The 24,136-nt window shown below is 58.1% G+C and carries 17 protein-coding genes; 8 read left to right on the top strand and 9 right to left on the bottom strand.

Annotated features, from left to right (window positions below):
• The first annotated feature begins 102 nt into the window (after positions 1–102).
• The 7 genes from cmoM (at position 103) to M2416_RS02950 (ending at position 10,860) form a co-directional block, all read left to right on the top strand.
• A complete protein-coding gene (gene cmoM / locus M2416_RS02980) occupies positions 103–903 on the top strand; it encodes a tRNA uridine 5-oxyacetic acid(34) methyltransferase CmoM (RefSeq protein ID WP_076945068.1) in 801 nt (266 codons plus the stop codon).
• The gene (gene mukF, locus M2416_RS02975) at positions 900–2,222 is read left to right on the top strand and encodes a chromosome partition protein MukF (protein ID WP_041144805.1); all 1,323 of its coding nucleotides are present in this window, start codon (positions 900–902) and stop codon (positions 2,220–2,222) included. Before cmoM ends, mukF begins: the two co-directional genes overlap by 4 nt.
• Complete coding sequence (gene mukE, locus M2416_RS02970; protein ID WP_041144806.1) at positions 2,203–2,907, top strand: chromosome partition protein MukE; 705 nt, start codon at positions 2,203–2,205, stop codon at positions 2,905–2,907. Before mukF ends, mukE begins: the two co-directional genes overlap by 20 nt.
• Positions 2,907–7,355, top strand: coding sequence for a chromosome partition protein MukB (gene mukB / locus M2416_RS02965; protein WP_259222014.1), 4,449 nt, complete (start codon positions 2,907–2,909; stop codon positions 7,353–7,355). Before mukE ends, mukB begins: the two co-directional genes overlap by 1 nt.
• Before the next feature lie 197 nt (positions 7,356–7,552).
• Positions 7,553–9,343 (top strand): L,D-transpeptidase, encoded by a 1,791-nt coding sequence (ldtD, locus tag M2416_RS02960; protein ID WP_259222012.1) that lies wholly within the window; start codon positions 7,553–7,555, stop codon positions 9,341–9,343.
• A 304-nt stretch (positions 9,344–9,647) separates the two neighbouring features.
• Positions 9,648–10,199 carry a YcbK family protein gene (locus M2416_RS02955; protein WP_041147566.1) on the top strand — a complete coding sequence of 184 codons (552 nt, stop codon included), beginning with the start codon at positions 9,648–9,650 and terminating at the stop codon, positions 10,197–10,199.
• A gap of 13 nt (positions 10,200–10,212) precedes the next feature.
• Positions 10,213–10,860: an MBL fold metallo-hydrolase gene (locus M2416_RS02950; protein ID WP_041144809.1), complete on the top strand. Its 648-nt coding sequence runs from the start codon at positions 10,213–10,215 to the stop codon at positions 10,858–10,860.
• A gap of 66 nt (positions 10,861–10,926) precedes the next feature.
• Here M2416_RS02950 and M2416_RS02945 read toward each other — a convergent pair whose 3' ends face one another.
• The 4 genes from M2416_RS02945 to pncB all read right to left on the bottom strand — a co-directional run bounded on the left by M2416_RS02945 (position 10,927) and on the right by pncB (position 16,752).
• Positions 10,927–12,117 carry an amino acid aminotransferase gene (locus M2416_RS02945; protein ID WP_041144810.1) on the bottom strand — a complete coding sequence of 397 codons (1,191 nt, stop codon included), beginning with the start codon at positions 12,115–12,117 and terminating at the stop codon, positions 10,927–10,929.
• Between the two features lie 191 nt (positions 12,118–12,308).
• Positions 12,309–13,391 (bottom strand): porin, encoded by a 1,083-nt coding sequence (locus M2416_RS02940; protein ID WP_076945072.1) that lies wholly within the window; start codon positions 13,389–13,391, stop codon positions 12,309–12,311.
• 591 nt (positions 13,392–13,982) lie between these two features.
• Positions 13,983–15,383 (bottom strand): asparagine--tRNA ligase, encoded by a 1,401-nt coding sequence (gene asnS / locus M2416_RS02935; protein WP_128878676.1) that lies wholly within the window; start codon positions 15,381–15,383, stop codon positions 13,983–13,985.
• Positions 15,384–15,549: 166 nt separating this feature from the next.
• Complete coding sequence (gene pncB, locus M2416_RS02930; RefSeq protein WP_259222007.1) at positions 15,550–16,752, bottom strand: nicotinate phosphoribosyltransferase; 1,203 nt, start codon at positions 16,750–16,752, stop codon at positions 15,550–15,552.
• A 329-nt stretch (positions 16,753–17,081) separates the two neighbouring features.
• Here pncB and pepN point away from each other — a divergent pair, with 329 nt between their 5' ends.
• A complete protein-coding gene (pepN, locus tag M2416_RS02925) occupies positions 17,082–19,697 on the top strand; it encodes an aminopeptidase N (protein ID WP_259222005.1) in 2,616 nt (871 codons plus the stop codon).
• A gap of 50 nt (positions 19,698–19,747) precedes the next feature.
• Here the strand turns inward: pepN and ssuB are convergent, their stop codons facing one another.
• Genes ssuB through ssuE form a run of 5 tightly spaced genes read right to left on the bottom strand, consistent with a single transcriptional unit; the run spans position 19,748 to position 23,992 of the window.
• Entirely contained in the window at positions 19,748–20,521 is a 774-nt protein-coding gene (ssuB, locus tag M2416_RS02920; RefSeq protein ID WP_259222003.1) for an aliphatic sulfonates ABC transporter ATP-binding protein, read from the bottom strand.
• Positions 20,518–21,309, bottom strand: a complete 792-nt coding sequence (ssuC, locus tag M2416_RS02915; protein WP_259222001.1) for an aliphatic sulfonate ABC transporter permease SsuC — start codon at positions 21,307–21,309, stop codon at positions 20,518–20,520. The genes ssuB and ssuC overlap by 4 nt, the downstream gene beginning before the upstream one ends.
• Positions 21,310–21,319: 10 nt before the next feature.
• Entirely contained in the window at positions 21,320–22,465 is a 1,146-nt protein-coding gene (gene ssuD, locus M2416_RS02910) for an FMNH2-dependent alkanesulfonate monooxygenase (RefSeq protein ID WP_259221999.1), read from the bottom strand.
• The gene (locus M2416_RS02905) at positions 22,462–23,424 is read right to left on the bottom strand and encodes a sulfonate ABC transporter substrate-binding protein (RefSeq protein WP_076945076.1); all 963 of its coding nucleotides are present in this window, start codon (positions 23,422–23,424) and stop codon (positions 22,462–22,464) included. The genes ssuD and M2416_RS02905 overlap by 4 nt, the downstream gene beginning before the upstream one ends.
• Positions 23,417–23,992, bottom strand: a complete 576-nt coding sequence (gene ssuE, locus M2416_RS02900) for an NADPH-dependent FMN reductase (protein WP_076945077.1) — start codon at positions 23,990–23,992, stop codon at positions 23,417–23,419. The genes M2416_RS02905 and ssuE overlap by 8 nt, the downstream gene beginning before the upstream one ends.
• Positions 23,993–24,136 lie beyond the last annotated feature (144 nt).

Below are 24,136 nucleotides of genomic sequence, written 5' to 3'. Positions count from 1 at the left end.
AACCACATAACCAAACTTATGCCCCGATCTTATAACAGATCGCTTCACTCTCAGCGCGGGTATGACAAAATAGCGGCTTTGTGTTGGCTTGTGGAGTCGCCCGTGCAGGATCGCAATTTCGATGACATTGCCGAAAAGTTTTCGCGCAATATATACGGCACCACCAAGGGCGAACTGCGCCAGGCTATCCTCTGGCAGGATCTGCAGCCGCTGCTGGATCGGCTGGGTCCCGGGCCGCTGCGCGTTCTTGACGCCGGCGGCGGCGAAGGGCAAACGGCGGTAAAGGTGGCGCAGATGGGTCATCACGTCACGCTCTGCGATCTTTCTGCCGAGATGGTTGCCCGCGCCCGACAGGCGGCAGTCGATAAAGGTGTGATCGACAACATGCATTTTGTACAATGCGCGGCTCAGGATATTGCGCAGCATTTGGAAAGCCCGGTCGATCTGATACTGTTTCATGCGGTGCTGGAATGGGTGGCCGAGCCTCAGGAGATGCTGCAGGCGCTGTGGTCGGTGCTGCGTCCCGGCGGCGCTCTGTCGCTAATGTTCTACAATGCTAACGGTCTGCTGATGCACAACATGGTTGTCGGAAACTTCGATTACGTGCAGATCGGGATGCCAAAAAAGAAAAAACGCACGCTATCGCCGGACTATCCGCGTTCCCCGGAGCAGGTGTACGGCTGGCTGGAAGAGCAGGGCTGGCAAATTACCGGCAAAACCGGCGTGCGGGTGTTTCATGACTATCTGCGTGAAAAACGCAGACAGCGCGACAATTTTGCGGCGCTGCTGGAGCTGGAGACGCGCTACTGTCGCCAGGAGCCGTATATTAGCCTGGGTCGCTATATTCACGTCACCGCGATGAAGAACCAGGCTCAGAGCTGCAGATGCAAGGATAAAGTATGAGTGAATTTTCCCAGACAGTCCCCGAACTGGTTGCCTGGGCCAGAAAAAATGATTTTTCTATTTCGCTGCCGGTCGACAGACTCTCTTTTCTGCTGGCGGTTGCCACGCTGAACGGCGAGCGGCTTGAAGGGGAAATGACCGAGGGAGAACTGGTGGACGCGTTCCGCCACGTTAGTGATGCGTTTGAGCAGACCAGCGAAACCATCAGCCAGCGCGCCAATAACGCGATTAACGATATGGTGCGCCAGCGTCTGCTGAACCGCTTTACCAGCGAACTCACGGAAGGCAACGCTATTTATCGCCTGACGCCGTTAGGTATTGGGATTACCGACTACTATATTCGCCAGCGCGAGTTCTCCACGCTGCGCCTGTCGATGCAGCTCTCGATCGTCGCCGGCGAGCTCAAGCGCGCCGCCGATTCTGCGGAAGAGGGCGGGGATGAGTTTCACTGGCATCGTAACGTCTTCGCGCCGCTGAAATATTCGGTCGCGGAAATTTTTGACAGCATCGATCTGACCCAGAGGATCATGGATGAACAGCAGCAACTGGTGAAGGACGACATCGCCCAGCTGCTGAACAAAGACTGGCGAGCGGCGATCTCCAGCTGCGAGCTGCTGCTTTCGGAAACCTCCGGGACGCTGCGCGAACTGCAGGATACGCTGGACGCGGCGGGCGATAAGCTGCAGGCTAACCTGCTGCGGATCCAGGACGCAACTATCGCGCGGGACGACCTGCATTTTGTCGATCGCCTGGTGTTCGATCTGCAAAGCAAGCTGGATCGTATCGTAAGCTGGGGCCAGCAGGCCATCGACCTGTGGATCGGCTACGATCGCCACGTGCACAAGTTTATCCGTACCGCCATTGATATGGATAAAAACCGCGTCTTTGCTCAGCGTCTACGCCAGTCGGTGCAGACCTACTTCGATGCGCCGTGGGCCCTGACCCACGCCAGCGCCGACCGCCTGCTCGATATGCGTGATGAAGAGATGGCGCTGCTCGACGAAGAGGTCACCGGGGAGCTCCCTGAGGATCTGGAGTACGAAGAGTTTAATGAGATCCGTGAACAGCTGGCGGCCCTGATTGAAGCGCAGCTGGTTATCTATAAAGACAAAGGTCTGCCGCTGGACCTCGGCCTGGTCGTTCGCGAGTATCTGGCGCAGTATCCGCGCGCGCGGCACTTCGATGTGGCGAGAATCGTCGTCGATCAGGCGGTACGCCTGGGCGTAGCGCAAGCAGATTTCACCGGACTGCCGGCACAATGGCAGCCGATTAATGATTACGGAGCCAAGGTACAGGCGCATGTCATCGACAAATATTGAACAAGTGATGCCAGTTAAGCTGGCGCTGGCGTTGGGCAATCCGTTATTTCCGGCGCTGGATAGCGCCCTGCGTGCGGGCCGCCATATCGGCCTGGACGAACTGGATAATCACGCATTTTTGATGGATTTTCAGGACTACCTGGAAGAGTTTTACGCTCGCTATAACGTTGAGCTGATTCGCGCGCCGGAAGGGTTCTTCTACCTGCGTCCGCGCTCCACCACGCTGATCCCGCGCTCGGTGCTGTCAGAGCTGGATATGATGGTCGGCAAAATTCTCTGCTACCTCTATCTTAGCCCGGAGCGTCTGGCGAATGAGGGGATCTTCACCCAGCAGGAGCTCTATGACGAGCTGCTGAGCCTGGCGGACGAAGCCAAGCTGCTGAAGCTGGTGAATAACCGCTCCACCGGCTCCGACCTCGACAGGCAGAAGCTGCAGGAAAAAATGCGCGCGTCGCTTAACCGCCTGCGCCGTCTCGGCATGGTGTGGTTTATGGGCCATGACAGCAGCAAATTCCGCATTACCGAATCGGTGTTCCGCTTCGGCGCTGACGTTCGCGCCGGCGACGATCCGCGCGAGGCGCAGAAGCGCCTGATCCGCGACGGCGAAGCGATGGCGCTGGAGAATCACCTGCAGCTCAACGATGAGAATGAAGAGAATCAGCCGGATAGCGGGGAGGAAGAGTAATGATTGAACGCGGTAAATTTCGCTCGCTAACGCTGGTTAACTGGAACGGCTTTTTTGCCCGAACGTTTGACCTGGATGAACTGGTTACCACGCTTTCTGGGGGGAACGGCGCCGGGAAATCAACCACCATGGCGGCCTTCGTCACGGCCCTGATCCCGGACCTGACCCTGCTGCACTTCCGTAACACCACCGAAGCAGGCGCCACCAGCGGCTCGCGCGATAAGGGCCTGCACGGCAAGCTTCGCGCCGGGGTGTGCTACTCGGTGCTGGACGTTATCAACTCTCACCACCAGCGGGTGGTGGTGGGCGTACGCCTGCAGCAGATCGCCGGTCGCGATCGCAAAGTGGATATTAAGCCGTTTGCCATTCAGGGCCTGCCGGACGCTATCCAACCGACGCAGCTGCTGACGGAAACCCTTAACGAACGCCAGGCGCGCGTCCTGAGCCTCAACGAGCTGAAAGATAAGCTGGAAGAGATCGAAGGGGTGCAGTTCAAGCAGTTCAACTCGATAACCGACTACCACTCGCTGATGTTCGATCTGGGCGTGGTCGCCCGTCGTCTGCGCTCGGCCTCTGACCGTAGCAAATACTATCGCCTGATCGAAGCCTCGCTGTACGGCGGGATCTCCAACACCATTACCCGCTCGCTGCGCGACTACCTGCTGCCGGAAAACAGCGGCGTGCGTAAGGCGTTCCAGGATATGGAAGCCGCGCTGCGTGAAAACCGCATGACCCTGGAGGCTATTCGCGTCACGCAGTCCGACCGCGATCTGTTTAAGCACCTGATCAGCGAGGCCACCAACTACGTGGCGGCGGACTACATGCGTCACGCCAACGAGCGTCGCGTCCATCTGGATAAGGCGCTGGAGTATCGCCGCGATCTGTTCACCTCCCGCGCACAGCTGGCGGCAGAGCAGTATAAGCACGTCGATATGGCCCGCGAGCTGCAGGAGCATAACGGGGCAGAAGGCGATCTTGAGGCCGACTATCAGGCCGCCAGCGATCATCTGAACCTGGTGCAAACCGCGCTTCGCCAGCAGGAAAAAATCGAGCGCTACGAAGCGGATCTCGATGAGCTGCAGATCCGTCTTGAAGAGCAGAACGAAGTGGTGGCGGAAGCGACCGATCTGCAGGAAGAGAACGAGGCTCGTGCGGAAGCCGCAGAGCTGGAAGTGGATGAGCTGAAAAGCCAGCTTGCCGACTACCAGCAGGCGCTGGACGTCCAGCAGACCCGCGCGATCCAGTACAACCAGGCGCTGCAGGCCTTAGACCGTGCGAAGGCGCTGTGCCATCTGCCGGATTTAACTGCGGAAAGCGCCGGCGAGTGGCTGGAAACCTTCCAGGCGAAGGAGCAGGAAGCGACGGAGAAAATGCTGTCGCTGGAACAAAAAATGAGCGTTGCGCAAACCGCGCACGGTCAGTTTGAGCAGGCTTTCCAGCTGGTGGTGGCCATCAACGGCCCGCTGGCGCGTAATGAAGCCTGGAACGTGGCGCGCGAGCTGCTGCGCGACGGCGTCAACCAGCGCCATCACGCCGAACAGGCCGCGGGGCTGCGTAGCCGCCTGACCGAGCTGGAGCAGCGCCTGCGCGAGCAGCAGGAAGCTGAACGCCAGCTCAACGAATTCTGCAAGCGCCAGGGCAAGCGTTACGATATTGACCGCCTGGAAACGCTGCACGAGGAGCTGGAAGCGCGAATTGCCTCCTTGTCCGACGGCGTCTCCTCCGCCAGCGAGCAGCGAATGACGCTGCGTCAGGAGCTGGAGCAGCTGCAGTCCCGTACCCAGACGCTGCTGCGTCGGGCGCCGATCTGGCTGGCGGCGCAGAACAGCCTCAGCCAGCTTTGCGAGCAGAGCGGGGAGCAGTTTGAATCAAGCCAGGACGTGACCGAATATCTCCAGCAGCTGCTGGAGCGCGAGCGCGAGGCTATCGTTGAGCGCGACGAAGTCGGCGCGCGTAAGCGGGCCATTGATGAAGAGATTGAGCGTCTTAGCCAGCCGGGCGGCTCGGAAGATCCGCGGCTGAATGCCCTGGCAGAGCGTTTTGGCGGCGTGCTGTTGTCGGAAATTTATGACGACGTTAGCCTCGAAGATGCGCCGTACTACTCGGCCCTGTACGGCCCGTCGCGTCATGCCATCGTGGTTCCCGACCTGTCGCAGCTCACCGGGCAGCTTGAAGGCCTGGAGGATTGCCCGGAAGACCTCTACCTGATCGAAGGCGATCCGCAGTCGTTCGATGACAGCGTCTTTAGCGTTGATGAGCTGGAAAAAGCGGTGGTCGTCAAGGTTGCCGATCGCCAGTGGCGCTACTCGCGCTTCCCGACGCTGCCGCTATTTGGCCGCGCCGCCCGTGAAAGCCGTATTGAAAGCCTGCACGCCGAGCGGGAAGATCTCTCCGAGCGTTTTGCGACCCTGTCGTTCGACGTGCAGAAGACCCAGCGTCAGCACCAGGCCTTCAGCCGCTTTATCGGCAGCCATCTGGCGGTGGCCTTTGAAGACGATCCGGAAGAAGAGATCCGTAAGCTGAACGGCCGCCGCGGCGAGCTGGAGCGGGCGCTTAACGCGCACGAGAGCGATAACCAGCAGAACCGGGTGCAGTACGAGCAGGCGAAAGAGGGCGTTTCCGCGCTTAACCGCCTGCTGCCGCGCCTTAGCCTGCTGGCGGACGATACGCTGGCCGATCGCGTCGACGAAATTCAGGAGCGCCTCGACGAAGCCGAGGAAGCGGCTCGCTTTATCCAGCAGCACGGCAATCAGCTGGCGAAGCTGGAACCGATGCTCTCGGTACTGCAGAGCGATCCGCAGCAGTTCGAGCAGCTGAAAGAAGATTACGCTTACTCGCAGCAAACCCAGCGTGAAGCGCGCCAGCAGGCGTTTGCGCTCAGCGAAGTGGTGCAGCGTCGCGCTCACTTTAGCTACTCTGATTCCGCCGAGATGCTCAGCGGCAACAGCGATCTCAACGAAAAGCTGCGCCAGCGTCTGGAGCAGGCGGAGGGCGAACGCAGCCGGGCTCGTGACGCCACGCGTACGCATACCGCGCAGCTGAACCAGTACAACCAGGTTCTGGCCTCGCTGAAAAGCTCGTATGACACCAAAAAAGAGCTGCTGGGCGATCTGTATAAAGAGCTGCAGGATATCGGCGTGCGCGCCGATAGCGGGGCGGAAGAGCGCGCCCGCGTGCGTCGTGATGAGCTGCATACGCGCCTGAGCAATAACCGCTCGCGGCGCAATCAGCTGGAAAAAGCCCTGACCTTCTGCGAAGCGGAGATGGACAACCTGACCCGCAGGCTGCGCAAGCTTGAGCGCGATTACTGCGAAATGCGTGAGCAAGTGGTCAGCGCCAAAGCCGGCTGGTGTGCGGTGATGCGGCTGGTGAAAGACAACGGCGTTGAGCGCCGACTGCACCGTCGCGAGCTGGCCTACCTCTCGGCAGACGAGCTGCGTTCGATGTCGGATAAAGCGCTCGGCGCGCTGCGTCTGGCGGTCTCCGATAACGAACACCTGCGCGACGTGCTGCGAGTCTCTGAAGATCCGAAGCGTCCTGAGCGCAAAATTCAGTTCTTCGTCGCCGTCTACCAGCACCTGCGCGAGCGTATCCGTCAGGATATTATCCGCACCGACGACCCGGTCGAGGCGATTGAGCAGATGGAGATCGAGCTCAGCCGTCTGACCGAAGAGCTGACCAACCGCGAGCAGAAGCTGGCGATCAGCTCCCGCAGCGTGGCCAATATCATCCGCAAGACCATTCAGCGCGAGCAGAACCGTATTCGGATGCTCAACCAGGGTCTGCAGAGCGTCTCCTTTGGTCAGGTCAACAGCGTGCGTCTCAACGTCAACGTGCGGGAAACCCACTCGATGCTGCTCGACGTGCTGTCTGAGCAGCATGAGCAGCACCAGGACCTGTTCAATAGCAATCGCCTGACCTTCTCGGAAGCGCTGGCGAAGCTCTATCAGCGCCTCAATCCGCAGATTGATATGGGCCAGCGTACCCCACAAACCATCGGTGAAGAGCTGCTGGACTACCGCAACTATCTGGAGATGGAAGTGGAAGTTAACCGTGGCTCCGACGGCTGGCTGCGCGCGGAGTCCGGCGCGCTGTCGACCGGGGAAGCGATCGGTACCGGGATGTCGATTCTGGTGATGGTCGTTCAGAGCTGGGAAGACGAGTCCCGCCGCCTGCGCGGTAAAGACCTGTCGCCGTGCCGCCTGCTGTTCCTCGACGAAGCGGCGCGTCTTGACGCCCGCTCTATCGCCACCCTGTTTGAGCTGTGCGAACGTCTGGAAATGCAGCTGATTATTGCCGCCCCGGAAAATATCAGTCCGGAAAAAGGCACCACCTATAAGCTGGTGCGTAAGGTGTTCAATAACCATGAGCACGTGCACGTGGTTGGCCTGCGCGGTTTCGCGGCCCAGCTGCCCCAAACGCTGCCGGGCACGGCGGACGCTTCCTGACCGATCTGCTGCGGTAGGGAGTGAGTAGTCTAAAAGGGCGACATGATGTCGCCCTTTTTGTTAGCCGGTATGATGTGTTAACGTTGTATAATCTTTAAACTTCTTTACATTTGGGAAGGCAAAAGCGTTTTCGCCTTTATATACTGAGAGTGAGCCCTATTTTTAAGGGCGGCAATGTGTCAACAGGGGGGCAAGGGATGTTGCTAAAGAAACGGTATGGTCGTCAATTGTCGGCGCTGAGCTTGAGCCTGGCTTTTGCATTTGCTCCACTGTTCAATGTCCAGGCCGAAGAGCCTGAAGTCGTACCCACGGACAGCTCCGCCACGCTGGGAGAGCTTTCGTCAGCGCTGCTGCAAAACAACGGCCAGTCTGCCACGGTGGCGAAAATGGCCGGCGAGCAGCCTCTGGCGACCGAGGTCGCCGCGAAAAGCCGGGCTGAGATTGAAGCACTGCTTCCGGCTGGCTATAAGCCCGTCTTTATGAATCCGCTGGTGTCGCTGTATGCGGCCAGGGATATGAAACCGATGTGGGATAGCCGTGAGGCGGTGCAGGCGTTTCAGCAGCAGCTGGCCGAAGTCGCTATCGCCGGTTTCCAGCCGCAGTTCACCACCTGGGTGAGCCTGCTGACCGATCCTGCGGTGAGCGGAATGGCGCGTGATGTCGTGCTGTCCGACGCCATGATGGGCTACCTGCATTTTATTAGCGGTATTCCGATTCAGGGCAACCGCTGGCTATACGGAACCAAACCCTACGTCATGGCCACGCCGCCGCTATCGGTCATCAATCAGTGGCAGCTGGCGCTGGACAACGGCTCTTTGCCGCAGTTTATTGCCGGACTCACGCCGCGTCATCCGCAGTATGAAGCGATGCATCAGGCGCTGCTGCAGCTGGTGGCCGATTCGCGGCCGTGGCCGCAGATGACCGGCAGCGCATCGCTGCGTCCGGGCGAGTGGAGTAATGATATCGGCGCGCTGCGCGAGATATTACAGCGTACCGGCATGCTGGATGATTCGGCGAAAATTACCCTCCCGGGCGACGTTGTCAGCCCGTCGGCGGGCAAGAAAAGCAAGCCGGCCGCCCGCGGCATTTACGATCGCCAGCTGGCTGAGGGCGTAAAGCGCTTTCAGGCCTGGCAGGGGCTGGGCGCGGACGGCGTGATCGGCCAATCTACGCGCGATGGGCTGAACGTCTCCGCGGCGCAGCGTGCCGGGGTGGTGGCGCTCAACATTCAGCGCTTGCGCCTGCTGCCTGGCAAGCTGTCGACCGGCATTATGGTGAATATTCCGGCCTTTTCGCTGGTCTATTACCAGGACGGTAGCCAGGTGCTGGCATCGCGGGTGATCGTCGGTCGTCCGGACCGTAAAACGCCGATGATGAGCAGCGCGCTGAATAACGTGGTGGTCAATCCGCCGTGGAACGTGCCGCCGACGCTGGCGCGCAAAGATATTCTGCCGAAGGTGCGCAACGATCCGGGCTATCTTGAGCAGCATGGCTATACCCTGATGCGCGGCTGGAACAGCAAAGAGGCGATCGACCCTTATCGCGTTGACTGGTCGACAATCACCGAGAGCAATCTTCCGTTCCGCTTCCAGCAGGCTCCGGGCGCGCGCAACTCGCTGGGGCGCTACAAATTCAACATGCCGAGTTCTGACGCTATCTATCTGCACGATACGCCGAACCATAACCTGTTCCAGAAAGACGTACGGGCGCTGAGCTCCGGCTGCGTGCGCGTGAATAAGGCCTCCGAGCTGGCAAATATGCTGCTGCAGGATGCGGGCTGGAACGATACGCGAATTTCCGCCGCGCTTAAGCAGGGCGATACCCGCTATGTGAATATCCGTAACAATATCCCGGTGAATCTTTATTATCTCACCGCCTTTGTTGGCGCTGATGGACGCACACAATATCGAACAGATATTTACAATTACGATCTCACCGCGCGATCTGGCGCACAAATTCTGGCAAAAGCCGAACAATTAATCAGGTAAATGAAGTAGTTCAACGGATATCGTTGTCCTAACTCTGGGTGAAAACAGGCGCTGTTCGTCTACAGGGCCCGTTTTCACTGGGGTTAGGCCGCCTTGACGTTGGCAATAATGCCCGGTAAGGTGCCTTTCGTGCGCCAGAAGTGCATATTACACAACACCATTAAAACTGCATTGAGGTGACAGGTCTGGGAACCTCCTGACGCTTGCTACGGTGAGTGCGCGGGGGAGAAGACGTCGCCAGTAAAGAGGCAGCTTGAAGGATGGCGTGTATATTTCGATTCATTTACTTGTAGACCTGATTATCATGGACAAATTTGACGCTAATCGCCGCAAACTGCTGGCGCTAGGTGGCGCTGCGCTAGGTGCAGCAGCCATTTTGCCTGCGCCGGCATTTGCCACCCTCTCGACCCCCCGACCGCGTATTTTGACGCTGAATAACCTGCATACCGGTGAATCACTCAAAGCGGAGTTCTTCGATGGCAGAGGCTATATTCAGGATGAATTAGCAAGACTTAACCATTTCTTCCGTGATTTCCGCGCGAATAAAATAAAGTCCATCGATCCGAGCTTATTCGATCATCTTTATCGCCTGCAGGGATTACTTGGCACCAGTAAGCCTGTCCAGCTTATCTCCGGCTATCGCTCCCTCGATACCAACGATGAGCTACGTGCACGAAGCCGCGGTGTAGCCAAACATAGCTACCACACCAAAGGCCAGGCCATGGATTTTCATATTGAAGGCATTTCGTTGAGCAATGTTCGCAAAGCGGCGTTATCTATGGGCGCGGGTGGTGTAGGATACTACCCACGTAGCAACTTTGTGCATATTGATACCGGTCCGGTAAGGCACTGGTAACGAAAGGAGCGTCATGAACTATCGTATTATTCCGGTTACCGCGTTCGCCCAGAACTGCTCTTTAATCTGGTGTGAGCAAACCCGACTTGCTGCGCTGGTCGATCCTGGCGGTGATGCAGAGCGAATCAAACAGGAAGTGGCGGCAGCGGGCGTTAGCCTGATGCAGATTTTGCTCACTCACGGTCATCTCGATCACGTTGGTGCGGCAGCCGAGCTGGCGCAACATTACGGCGTGCCGATTATCGGGCCGGAAAAAGAAGATGAGTTCTGGCTGGAAGGACTCCCTGCGCAAAGCCGGATGTTCGGCCTGGAGGATTGCCAGCCGCTGCATCCTGACCGCTGGCTCAATGAAGGCGATGTCGTCAGCGTGGGGAACGTTTCTCTGCAGGTTCTGCACTGCCCGGGCCATACGCCGGGACACGTTGTTTTCTTCGATGACGCGTCGCGGCTGCTGGTTTCCGGCGACGTTATCTTTAAAGGTGGCGTCGGGCGTAGCGACTTCCCGCGCGGCGACCACGGCCAGCTGATCGACGCGATTAAACGCAAGCTGTTGCCTTTGGGCGATGACGTGACGTTTATCCCCGGCCACGGGCCGATGTCAACGCTGGGTCATGAGCGTTTGCACAATCCCTTCCTGCAGGATGAAATGCCGGTCTGGTAACCATGCCGGACGCTAAATACAAAAAAGGCCGCAAATGCGGCCTTCTTTTTTTAGGGTCCTGCGGCGTTACAGTACGGCGACGATCGCTTCACACAGCGGCGCCATGTTGTCCGGCGTCATGCCAGCAACGTTGATACGCCCGGAAGCCACGGCGTAAATAGCGAACTCTTCGCGCAGGCGCAGAACCTGCTCTTTGGTCAGGCCGCTAAACGAGAACATGCCGTTTTGCTTAATGATGAAGGAGAAGTCGCGGTTAGCGCCTTTTTCCTGCAGGGTATTGACGAACAGCAGGCGCATACGCTGAATGCGCTGGCGCATATCGGTCAGCTCCTGCTCCCAGATAGCACGTAGCGCATCGTTGCTGAGGATCGTTGCCACAACGGCAGCGCCGTGCGCCGGCGGGTTGGAGTAGTTAGCGCGGATCGCTGACTTCATCTGGCTGAACGCGCGGTCAACGGTGTCGCTATCGCTCGCGACCAGCGTACAGGCGCCAACGCGCTCATTGTACAGGCCGAAGTTCTTCGAGTAGGAGCTGGCAACCAGCAGCTCTTTGTGCAGCGCGGCAAAGGCGCGCAGGCCTTCGGCATCTTCTTCCAGACCGCGGGCAAAGCCCTGGTAGGCGAAGTCGAACAGCGGCAGCCAGCCCTTATCAACCGAGAGCTGTGCCAGCTGTTGCCACTGCTCCAGCGTCGGATCGATACCGGTTGGGTTGTGGCAGCAGCCGTGGAACAGAACAACGTCACCCGCCTGAGCTTCATTGAGGCTTGCCAGCAGGCCGGCAAAGTCGAGCGTGCGGCTAGCCGCATCGTAGTAGGTGTACTCGCGAACCTCGAGGCCGGCGGAATTGAATACGCTCTTGTGGTTCGGCCAGCTCGGGTTGCTCACCCAAACGCGCTTAACGTCGGTATTTTTGGCAAGGAAGTCGGCGGCAACGCGCAGGGCACCGGTACCACCAGGGGTTTGGGCGGTACGCGCACGCCTGTCGCTGATGATAGCGCTTCCTTTACCGAACAGCAGCTCCTGCGTGCATTGACCAAATTCCGGAATACCGTCGATACCCAGATAATTTTTTGTGGTCTCATTCTCCAGCAGATATTGCTCTGCCTTCTTCACGCTGGTCAGGACCGGGGTTTTACCCGTTTCATCTTTATAAACGCCAATCCCGAGGTTAATTTTTGTAGGACGGTCATCGGCACGAAACAGATCGGCCAGGCCCAGAATAGGGTCGGCAGGGGCGGCAGTAATGTTCTCAAACATGACGAGGTTCCATTGTGATTACTGAAGGGAGTTCCGCTATCAGGGTAACGGGAGAATGACCAATTGCCAACCGTTTGCGACAAAAAGCGCGAAGGTTTTCCAAAGTTACGATCTTTGCCTTAGTAACGTAGAAAAGCAGGACCGAAGTCCTGCTTTTTAGGCATATCACGAAGGGGTGTACTGCTGAAAACTTAGAACTGGTAAACGATACCCACTGCCGCCTGGTCGTCGGTGGCTACGCCAGCAGTTTTGGTGTATTCGTTGTCGTCCAGCAGGTTGAATTTGTATGCTGCGTAGACGTTCATGTTCTTGTTGAAGTAGTACCAGGTACCCAGTTCTACGTATTTAACCAGGTCAGCATCGCCGCCGGAGAAGCCAGCGCGGCCCTGCAGGTCTTTGCCTTTGGTCTGAACGTAGCCCACGGACGGACGCAGACCGAAGTCGAACTGGTACTGAGCAACGGCTTCAAAGTTCTGAGTTTTGCCAGCGAAGTAGTTAGCCTGGTTTTCCGGAGTCATGTTGTAAGTCTGGGAGTACATCACTGCCGCATAGACGTTGTTTGCATCGTACTTAGCGGAGGTTGCCCATGCTTCAGCTTTGTCACCGTTGCCATCAGCTTTCTGAGCGATGCTGCGGTTAGAGCTCGCGTAGCCTGCAGACAGCGCGATACCGTTTTCGAATGCGTAGGTTGCAGAGGTGCTGACGCCGTCGCCGTTTTGTTTCTGGATAGCACGGCTTGCGTCGTTTTTACCCTGATACTGCAGCGCGAAGCTCAGGCCGTCAACCAGACCGAAGAAGTCAGAGTTACGGTAGGTAGCAACGCCGTTGGTACGGCCAGTCATGAAGTTGTCGGTGTAGTTCCAGCCGTCGCCGCCCCACTCAACCAGCATATCGGTTGCAGCTTCAACGTCATAGATGGCACCGTAGTTACGGCCGTAGTCGAATGAACCGTATTCGCCAGCCTTCAGGCCTGCGAATGCCAGACGGGTTTTAGTCCCCTGGGAACCTTCAACGTTGGACGCATCCATGTTGTATTCCCACTGGCCGTAACCGGTCAACTGATCGTTGATCTGGGTTTCGCCCTTCAGGCCGATACGTGCATAGGTGGTGTCGGAGCTGTTGGTGTCGCCGTTTGTTGTCCAAACGTGCTCGCCAACCATTTTCCCGTAAAAGTCCAGTTTGTTGCCGTTTTTGTTATAGATTTCTGCAGCATTTGCTGCGCCGGCTACCAGCAGAGCAGGGATTACCACTGCCAGAATATTGCGCTTCATCATTATTTATTACCCTCATTAGTATTTTTATATGAACACTTGCCACTGCCGTCAATACATTCTGTCAATAAAAATTTACAGAACCATTGATGATAGTTTGGTGTCTGAAGGCATCTTTCCATCCGAGCCAGCGTTTCGCTAGCCTGAAAATGCTACCAATGTCGCATATGAGTAACAATAAGAAAGAGTGTGTAACTAAATGTGAATTTTTGGGAACTTTGTGAACTCAATCAAAATTCCGTTCCACTTTGCGCATAAAATCACCATGTCTTATATATCTATATGAATTAATTATGATTAATTTAGATAAGTGGCGATTTGTGCATTTTGTGGCTGGATTTCGCTTTTTTTTCACGCAGCATTTGTCTTTGCATGTTGTGCGGCGAGTGATTAAAAAATGAGCAAAACAATCAGTCATTTCACCGATGAATGAACATAAGGTGCGCTTTCTTGTTTCGATGGAGGTCGAAATAGTGAGTAACATAAATGTGACGCGGAAGGGTTGATGTTTAAGTTTCTAGATATTCGTTAACAATAATTGACATAAAAAAGGGCCAGCTTACGCTGACCCTTTTTGCAAGGCGGGAATAAAAATCAGAATGTCGCGCTGCGCGGAGTACGCGGGAACGCAATCACGTCGCGAACGTTCTGAACGCCGGTGACGTAGGCAATCAGACGCTCAAAGCCCAGGCCGAAGCCAGAGTGTGGCACGGTGCCGTAGCGACGCAGGTCGCGATACCACCAGTAGTCTTCTTTATTAAGACCCATTTCCGCCATACGTGCGTCAAGCACGTCCAGGCGTTCTTCACGCTGCGAACCACCGATAATTTCACCGATGCCCGGTGCCAGAACGTCCATTGCGGCGACGGTTTTGCCGTCTTCGTTAAGGCGCATGTAGAACGCCTTAATGTCTTTCGGATAGTTTTTGACCACCACCGGCGCTTTGAAGTGCTCTTCTGCCAGGTAGCGCTCATGCTCGGAAGAGAGGTCCACGCCCCAGTACACCGGGTTTTCGAACTGCTTGCCGCAGTTTTCGAGGATCGTGACCGCGTCGGTATAATCGACCTGGGCGAAATCGGCAGAGACGAAACGCTCGAGGCGGTCGACCGCATCTTTATCCACGCGCTCGGCGAAGAATTTCATGTCGTCCGCGCGCTCTTCCAGTACGGCCTTGAAGACGTACTTCAGCATCGCTTCAGCCAGACCTGCCACATCGTTCAGGTTGGCGAAGGCCACTTCCGGCTCCAGCATCCAGAACTCCGCCAGATGGCGGCTGGTGTTGGAGTTTTCCGCGCGGAAGGTCGGGCCGAAGGTGTAGATTTTCGACAGCGCGCAGGCGTAGGTTTCGCCGTTCAGCTGGCCGGAAACGGTAAGGAACGACTCTTTGCCGAAGAAATCCTTATCGAAATCTACTTTGCCCTGGTCGTTACGCGGCAGGTTTTCCAGATCCAGCGTCGAGACGCGGAACATTTCGCCTGCGCCTTCGGTATCAGAAGCGGTGATCAGCGGAGTAGAAACCCAGAAGAAGCCCTGCTCGTCAAAGAAACGATGCAGCGCCTGCGCCAGGGTATGACGCACGCGGGCAACCGCGCCAATCAGGTTGGTACGCGGACGCAGGTGGGCGACTTCGCGCAGATACTCGATGCTGTGGCGTTTGGCCGCCATCGGGTAGGTATCCGGATCTTCGACCCAGCCGGTAACTTCGACGCTGCTGGCCTGAATTTCGAAGCTCTGGCCCTGGCCCTGAGATGCCACGACTTTACCGGTGACGATGACCGAGCAGCCGGTAGTCAGACGCAGCACTTCCTGATTGTAATTGGGAAGAGAATTACTAATGACGGCCTGTACAGGATCAAAGCAGGAACCGTCATAGACGGCCAGGAAGGAAAAGCCAGCTTTTGAATCTCGGCGGGTACGTACCCATCCGCGGACGGTGACTTCGCTGTCAACCGCAACACGGCCCTGGAGTACGTCGGCTACAGGCACAACGCTCATAATAGTCTCTCTATTCGTAGTCCAATAAAAATATCTGTTTCCCCCTGCAATGGGGGGATATCTATGTTACCTGTCATCTTCCGTCAGACAAGCAGATTTCGCACCGCGAGAGGGAGTTTTCGGAAATAAATAAAGAACAAGGAGCCAGAACGGCTCCTTGTGGTGATTAACTGGCCTTTTTGATCGGCGGCAGGTCGAAGGCTTCGCGCAGGGCGCGCACGAATGCTTTATCGTGACAGATGGTCTTGCCAGGGCTGTCTGAGAGCTTGGCCACCGGCTTGCCGTTGCACTCCACCAGCTTTATCACGATATTGAGCGGCTTAACCTGTGGAATATCGCAGGTTAAGCGCGTTCCGATGCCAAAGCTGAGATTCACCCGCGATGAGAAGTGACGATAGAGATCGACGGCTTTCGTCAGATCGAGGTTATCGGAGAAGACCAGTACCTTACTCAGCGGGTCGATACCCAGCTTCTGGTAATGGGCAATGGCTTTCTCGCCCCATTCAACCGGGTCTCCGGAGTCGTGGCGCAGCCCCTGATAGCGTTCGGCGAATTCCGGGCCGAAATCACGCAGGAAGGCATCCATCGTAATACAGTCGGTCAGGGCAATACCCAGCTGGTCCGGATACTCTTCCAGCCAGGCGGCAAGGGCCGCGCGCTGGCTGCTGGCAAGGCTTGGGCTGATCTGCTGATGGGCCTGGAACCACTCATGAGCCTGGGTACCCATCGGCGTAAGATGCAGGCGACGCGCCAGGTCGTAGTTGCTGGTGCCGGTAAACCACGGCTCCTGCTGCAGGCGTTTGACGATAGCCTGCTGGACCTCGCGCGAGAAGCGACGACGGGTGCCGAAGTCCATCAGACGGAAGCGGCTCATATCGATATCGGCGGTGATTTCCCTGAAGTCGCTCAGCTTGCGCTCGAGGGTCTCCAGCGCCAGCTCAACGCCGATTTCCGGCGAGCGGTAGTGATGAACCAGCTCGCTGATCACCGCCAGCAGCGGGACTTCCCACATAATCACTTCGCGCCAGGGGCCGGATAGACGAATGTTCAGCTTGCCGTTGTCGTTGCTGACGGTGACCTGCCGCGGGTCGTAGCGGAAGTCGCGCAGCCAGTCGAGGTAATCCTCGGCAAAGAACGGCAGGGTCGACAGCCAGTGATACTCATCGTCCTGCAGCTTCAGGTCGCGCATAGTCTCAACCTGTTCGCGAATCGCGTCGGCATAGATGCCGAGCAAATCATCCCCGCGGCAGCGGAACTCCGCCGCAACGTGTACCTCGTTATAGCGGTGGAACACGGCCTGCTGCATGTGCAGCTTATAGGCATCCGTATCAAGCAGCGAGTGCAGTACAGGAGCAGTGAATTGTGTCATGGTGCGCAGTAGCATCCTCTCACTGGAGCGTATCCATCAAAACCAGAGCAGAAAAAAGGAGGCGGAGTATAGCTTTATTCCCCGACTCTGTCCCGCAGTGAAGGCCGATGGCGACGCTGACGGTCATTTGCGAGGCCTAGTTTAATATATTGAACACGGATCACACCACAAGCTTTGCACCGGGTCGAGCGCATTTCGTGCCTCCTGTGTTATCAATATGTAGCGATTTTCGTGTTTGACGTTGAAAAGATGAAGATTCTGCATAGCGAGAACATCACAACAGGAATAGACTGGGTTTGACACTTTATGGAACATGCTAAAGGTTTTTTATGACACAACAGCCCCAAGCCAAATACCGCCACGACTATCGTGCGCCGGACTATCTGATTAGCGATATCGATTTGACCTTTGACCTGGATGCCGCGAAAACCGTTGTTACGGCCGAGAGTAAAGTCTCCCGTCACGCGGCTGCGTCTGATGTGCCATTGCGTCTGGATGGCGAAGACCTGACGTTGGTCTCTCTGCAGGTTAACGGTCAACCGTGGAGCGACTATAAAGAAGAAAATAACCAGCTGGTTATTGGCGGATTACCGGAACATTTCACCCTGACTATCGTCAATGAAATCAGCCCGGCGGCCAATACCGCGCTCGAAGGGCTGTATCAGTCTGGCGAAGCGCTGTGCACGCAGTGTGAAGCGGAAGGTTTCCGCCATATTACCTGGTATCTGGACCGCCCGGACGTTCTGGCGCGCTTCACCACCAAAATTATCGCCGATAAGGCGAAATACCCGTACCTGCTCTCTAACGGCAACCGCGTGGCGCAGGGCGAGCTGGAAAATGGCCGTCACTGGACTCAGTGGCAGGATCCGTTCCCAAAACCGTGCTACCTGTTCGCGCTGGTGGCCGGTGATTTCGACGTTCTACGCGATACCTTCACCACCCGTTCCGGACGCGAAGTGGCGCTGGAGCTGTTCGTCGATCGCGGCAACCTTGACCGCGCGCCGTGGGCGATGACGTCGCTCAAAAACTCGATGAAATGGGACGAAACCCGTTTCGGCCTCGAGTACGATCTCGACATCTACATGATTGTCGCCGTCGACTTCTTTAATATGGGCGCCATGGAGAACAAAGGGCTGAACGTCTTTAACTCTAAATACGTGCTGGCCCGCACCGATACCGCCACCGATAAAGACTACCTCGATATCGAGCGCGTGATTGGCCACGAATATTTCCACAACTGGACCGGCAACCGCGTGACCTGCCGCGACTGGTTCCAACTGAGCCTCAAAGAGGGGCTGACCGTGTTCCGCGATCAGGAGTTCAGCTCCGATCTGGGCTCGCGCGCGGTGAACCGTATTAACAATGTCCGCACCATGCGCGGGCTGCAGTTTGCCGAAGACGCCAGCCCGATGGCCCATCCGATTCGTCCGGATAAGGTTATCGAGATGAACAACTTCTACACCCTGACGGTATATGAAAAGGGTGCGGAAGTGATCCGCATGCTGCATACCCTGCTGGGTGAGGCCAACTTCCAGAAAGGCATGCAGCTGTACTTCGAGCGCCATGACGGCAGCGCCGCCACCTGCGACGATTTCGTTCAGGCGATGGAAGACGCGTCGAACGTTGACCTGTCGCACTTTCGCCGCTGGTACAGCCAGTCCGGTACGCCGGTGGTGAGCGTGCATGACGACTACAACCCTGAAACCGAGCAGTACCGGCTGACCATCAGCCAGCGTACGCCGCCGACCTCCGAGCAGGCGGAAAAGCAGCCGCTGCATATTCCGTTCGATATCGAGCTCTACGATAACGAAGGCAAGGTGATTCCGCTGCAGAAGGGCGGGCACCCGGTGCATCACGTGCTGAACGTCACCCAGGCCGAGCAGACGTTTGTCTTTGATAACGTCTACTTCCAGCCGGTTCCGGCGCTGCTGTGCGAGTTCTCCGCGCCGGTGAAGCTGGAATATAAGTGGAGCGATCAGCAGCTGACGTTCCTGATGCGCCACGCGCGCAACGACTTCTCCCGCTGGGATGCCGCGCAGAGCCTGCTGGCGACCTACATCAAGCTCAACGTCAATCGTCATCAGCAGGGCCAGCCCCTGTCGCTGCCGGTTCACGTCGCCGATGCGTTCCGCGCGATCCTGCTGGATGAGAAGATCGATCCGGCGCTGGCGGCAGAGATCCTGACGCTACCGTCCGCCAGTGAAATCGCCGAGCTGTTTGCGATTATCGATCCGCTGGCCATTGTGGCGGTGCGCGAAGCGCTCACCCGCACGCTGGCGAAAGAGCTGGCGGATGAGTTCCTCGCTATCTACAACGTCAATAAGCTCGACGGCTATCGCGTAGAGCATGCCGATATTGGCAAGCGTTCGCTGCGCAATACCTGCCTGCGCTACCTGGCGTTTGGCGACGCAGAGCTGGCGGATAAGCTGGTCGTCGCCCAGTACCATCAGGCCGATAACATGACCGACGCGCTGGCGGCTCTGTCGGCAGCGGTGGCGGCGCAGCTGCCGTGCCGCGATGCGCTGATGCAGGAGTATGACGATAAATGGCATCAGGACGGCCTGGTGATGGACAAATGGCTGATCCTGCAGGCCACCAGCCCGGCGGATAACGCCGTGGAGACGGTGCGCGCGCTGCTGAACCACCGTTCGTTCAGCATGAACAACCCGAACCGCGTTCGCTCGCTGATTGGCGCCTTTGCCGGCAGCAACCCGGCGGCCTTCCACGCCGAAGATGGCAGCGGATATCAGTTCCTGGTGGAGATGCTGACCGAGCTCAACAGCCGCAACCCGCAGGTGGCGTCGCGCCTGATTGAGCCGTTGATTCGTCTGAAGCGTTATGATGCCAAACGCCAGACGCTGATGCGCGCGGCGCTGGAGCAACTGAAAGGTCTGGAGAATCTCTCCGGCGATCTGTTCGAGAAAATCAGTAAAGCGCTGGCGTAATAGCGTCCCGCTCCCGAAGTGCGGCGTCGGTGCCGCGCTTCGGGAGTCGTTTAGCCATGACTAAACAGGCGCGGGGAGGCTTCGTGCCTGCCGCGCTTCATTACCCGGTTGAGAACCTCAGCCTCCAGCTCCGCCAGCCGCGCCGAACCGGTATGCCGCGGGCGCGGAATATCCACCGTAACGTCCAGCCCAATCTTGCCCTCTTCAATCAACAGCACCCGATCGGCCATCGCCACCGCTTCGCTCACGTCGTGAGTCACCAGCAGGACGGTGAAGCCATGTTCCTGCCAGAGCGAGACGATTAAATCCTGCATCTCGAGGCGGGTGAGAGCGTCCAGGGCGCCGAGCGGCTCGTCGAGCAGCAGCAGGCCGGGGCGATGGATCAGCGTCCGGGCCAGCGCCACGCGCTGCTTTTGTCCGCCGGAAAGCGCCGCCGGCCACTCGTTGGCGCGGTTTTCGAGGCCGACGCTGGCCAACGCCTGCAGGGCCGCCTCACGCCACGAGCCTTTAAGCCCGAGACCGACGTTATCGATCACCGTTTTCCACGGCAGCAGGCGCGAATCCTGAAACATCATGCGGGTATCGTCCTGGATTTGCGCCAGCGGCGTGGATCCCGCCAGCAGCTCGCCGGCGTTGGGTTTCTCCAGTCCGGCCAGCAGGCGCAGCAGGGTACTTTTACCGCCGCCGCTGCGCCCGACCACCGCGACGAACTGCCCGGTAGGAATATGTAAATCTAGCGCGTTAAGAATGGTGTTTTCGCCGTAGCGTTTGGTCACGCCGTTAAGCAACAGCGGGATCCCTGGGTTCAGACGGGCGGTAGTCATGCGTTAGCCTCCTGAAGATGATAGGCCGGATTCCAGCGCAGCCAGACGCGTTCCAGCAGCTGCGCGCTGAAGTCGGCCAGTTTGCCCAGAATGGCGTAGAGAATGATGGCCACGACCACCACGTCGGTTTGCAGAAACTCGCGCGCGTTCATCGCCAGGTAGCCGATGCCGGCGTTTGCCGAGATGGTCTCGGCGACGATCAACGTTAGCCACATCAGGCCGAGTGCGAAGCGGATACCGACCATGATTGACGGCAGGGCTCCGGGAAGAATCACGTGACGAAATAGCGCAAAGCCGGATAAGCCGTAGCTGCGCGCCATCTCGACCAGCCCGCGGTCAATGTTGCGGATACCGTGCCAGGTGTTGATATAGATTGGGAACATGGTGCCCAGCGCGACGAGAAAAATCTTGGCGCTCTCGTCGATGCCGAACCATAAAATAACCAGCGGGATCAGAGCCAGGTGCGGCACGTTGCGCAGCATCTGAATCGAGGTGTCCAGCAGACGCTCTCCCCAGCGCGAGAGGCCGCTGATCATCCCCAACGCCAGCCCAATGGAGCCGCCGATAGCGAAGCCAAGCAGCGCGCGCCACGAGCTGATGGCCAGATGTTGCCAAAGCTCGCCGCTGGCGGAGAGCGTCCAGAAGGCTTTCAGCACCCCTTCCGGCGAAGGCAGGATCCGGGTGGAGAGCCAGCCCACCGAAGAGGCGAGCTGCCAGACGATAACGGTGCCGGCCGGTAAAAACCAGGGGGCAAGGCGGATCAGCAGTTTTTGCCCAGCAATAGCCATATGTCGCTCCTCAGCTCTGCGCCGCTTTACGCGGGATAAATTCATTCGCTACCGCTTCGCCCTGCGGACGCAGGCTCTGCGGCTGCGGGATTGACGGAATATTGACATCCAGCAGCGGGAACAGCAGCTCGCCGACGCGCAGGGCTTCCTCAAGGTGCGGATAGCCGGAAAGCACGAAGCTATCGATGCCGAGTTCGGCATATTCGTTGATGCGTTCGGCAACCGTGGCGGCATCGCCGACCAGCGCGGTTCCGGCGCCGCCGCGCGCCAGTCCGACGCCGGCCCACAGGTTAGGGCTGATTTCGAGCCTGTCGCGCTGGCCGTTGTGCAGGGCGGCCATGCGGTGCTGGCCGACGGAATCGGTTTGCGCAAAGGCGGCCTGCGCCCGGGCGATGGTGTCATCATCCAGATGGGAAATTAAGCTCTCTGCCGCCTGCCAGGCCTCTTCGTTGGTTTCACGCACGATGACGTGCAGGCGGATGCCGAAACGAACCTTACGGCCGTGACGGGCGGCCTTTTCGCGCACCTGGGCGATTTTTTCCGCCACCTGCACCGGCGGCTCTCCCCAGGTCAGATAGAGATCGACCTGCTCGGCGGCGAGATCCTGCGCCACCTCAGAGGATCCGCCGAAGTAGAGCGGGGGACGCGGCTGCTGCAGCGGCGGGAACATCAGCTTCGCACCGCGCACGCGCTGGTGCTTGCCGTTGAAGGTGACGGTTTCGCCCTCCATCAGCCGGCGCCAGATATGGGTAAATTCCGCCGAGGCTTCATAGCGCTCGGTATGATCGAGGAATACGCCGTCGCCGGCGAGCTCCTGCGGATCGCTCCCGGTCACCAGGTTAAACAGCGCCCGGCCGTTGGAGAGCCGATCCAGCGTCGCCGCCTGGCGCGCGGCGACCGTTGGCGACACCACGCTCGGACGCAGGGCGACGAGAAACTTCAGGCGCTGAGTCACCGGGATCATCGAGGCGGCCACCAGCCAGGCGTCTTCACATGAGCGTCCGGTGGGGATCAGGACGCCGGTATATCCGAGGCGATCGGCGGTCTGCGCAATCTGCTGCAGATAGCCGTAATCAACCGGACGCGCGCCTTGCTCGGTACCAAGATAGCGGCCGTCACCGTGAGTAGGTAAAAACCAGAACATATTCAGACTCATGATTTCGCTCCCTGAAGGGCTGCGGGCTGCCAGATGCGCGCGCGGATATCGACTTTTTTCGGCACCAGCTTGTTCTCATAGAACAGGTCGGCGGTTTGCTGCTGGCGAGCGGCGGTTTCGGCGCTAACCGGCGTAATGGTGGTCGGCGGGCGATGGTCGAGATAGCTGGCTATCACCGCCTCAGGAAGACCCATGATTTTGGCTAACAGGGTGATGCTTTGCGCACGCTGGCTGAGCGTCAGCGCATCGGCCTGGCTAAAGGTCTGCAGCACGCCCTCAATAAAGGCGCCGTTTTTTTGCGCATAAGGGCGTGAAGCGAGATAGAAAGAGCCGGTTTGCTTCAGGTCGGTACCGTCTTTCAGAACTCGGGCGCCGCCCTGCTGGAGAGCCGCGGAGTAGTAGGGGTCCCAGATGGCCCAGGCGTCGACGTTACCCTGCTGGAAAGCCGCACGCGCGTCGGCGGGAGCAAGATAAACCGCCTGGATATCGCTGAACGTCAGGCCCGCCTGCTGTAAGGCGCGCAGCAGCAGGTTGTGGGAGCTGGAGCCGCGCTGAAAGGCGACCTTACGGCCCTTTAGCTGGGCGACGTCTTTGATCGGGCTGTTTTCCGCCACCAGAATCACTTCGGCTTTGGGTTTCGGCGGTTCGGCGCCGACGTACACCAGATCGGCCCCGGCGGCCTGGGCAAAGATAGGCGGAATATCGCCGGTGCTGCCAATATCAATACTGCCGACGTTTAACGCTTCGAGCATCTGCGGGCCGGCGGGAAACTCCACCCAGGAGATTTTGGTGCCCGGGTAGCGCTGTTCCAGCAGCTGGTGGCTTTTTGCCAGCACCATGCTGACGCTGCCTTTTTGATAGCCGATACGCAGCGCGTCCGGTGCCGACTGCGCCGCGTGGCTCAGGGCGGAGAGCATCAGCAGCCCGCCGAGCGCCAGGGGAGCGAGGAGTTTACGCATGTTCGACTCCGTGAGTTGCTTTCAGGGCCGGCGCGCGGCTGGTTGGCCGATGAAGCGCCTGCCAGAAGGTCTCCAGGGCGTGGTCGAGGCGACCCTGCAGGTTTGGCGTAAACTGCGGCTTGTGCTGATAGTCAGTCACCTGGCTATCATCGGCAAACACGCCGTGGAGGATCTCCTGGGCCTTCAGGGCGTTAAGAACCGGCTTCAGGGCATAGTCCACCGCCAGCATATGGGCGATGGTGCCGCCGGTCGCGAGGGGCAGGACGATTTTGCCTTCCAGCGCGCGTTCCGGCAGCAGGTCGAGCAGCGTCTTCAGCGCGCCGGAAAAAGAGGCCTTGTAGACCGGGGTGGCGATAATCAGGCCATCCGCGCCGGCCAGCTGTTCATTAAGCGTCTGCAGCGCCGGATTATCGAAACGCGCATAAAGAAGATCTTCCGGATCAAAATTCTGCAGGTGCCAGTGGCAGACTTCAACATCAGCGGCGGAGAGCGTCTCTCTGGCATATTCCAGAAGGGCGCTGGAACGGGAAGGGTAGCGCGGGCTGCCCGCAAGTGTGATGACACGCATGTTCTCTCTCTCCTTATAACCAAATGTTCGCATTTATCTATTATTGATAACATTTACCGGCAGTGTGACAGAGGCGATTTATTTACCTAAATGATTTTTCCACCCTTGTTTTGTCAGAATTTGCATAAAGCAGGGCGGAAAAGT

Origin of the sequence: Klebsiella sp. BIGb0132, assembly GCF_024810075.1 — a bacterium.
Classification (GTDB): Bacteria; Pseudomonadota; Gammaproteobacteria; order Enterobacterales; family Enterobacteriaceae; genus Klebsiella; species Klebsiella terrigena.
Note: the sequence above shows the minus strand (reverse complement) of the source record. Positions and strands in the feature narration are given on the sequence as shown.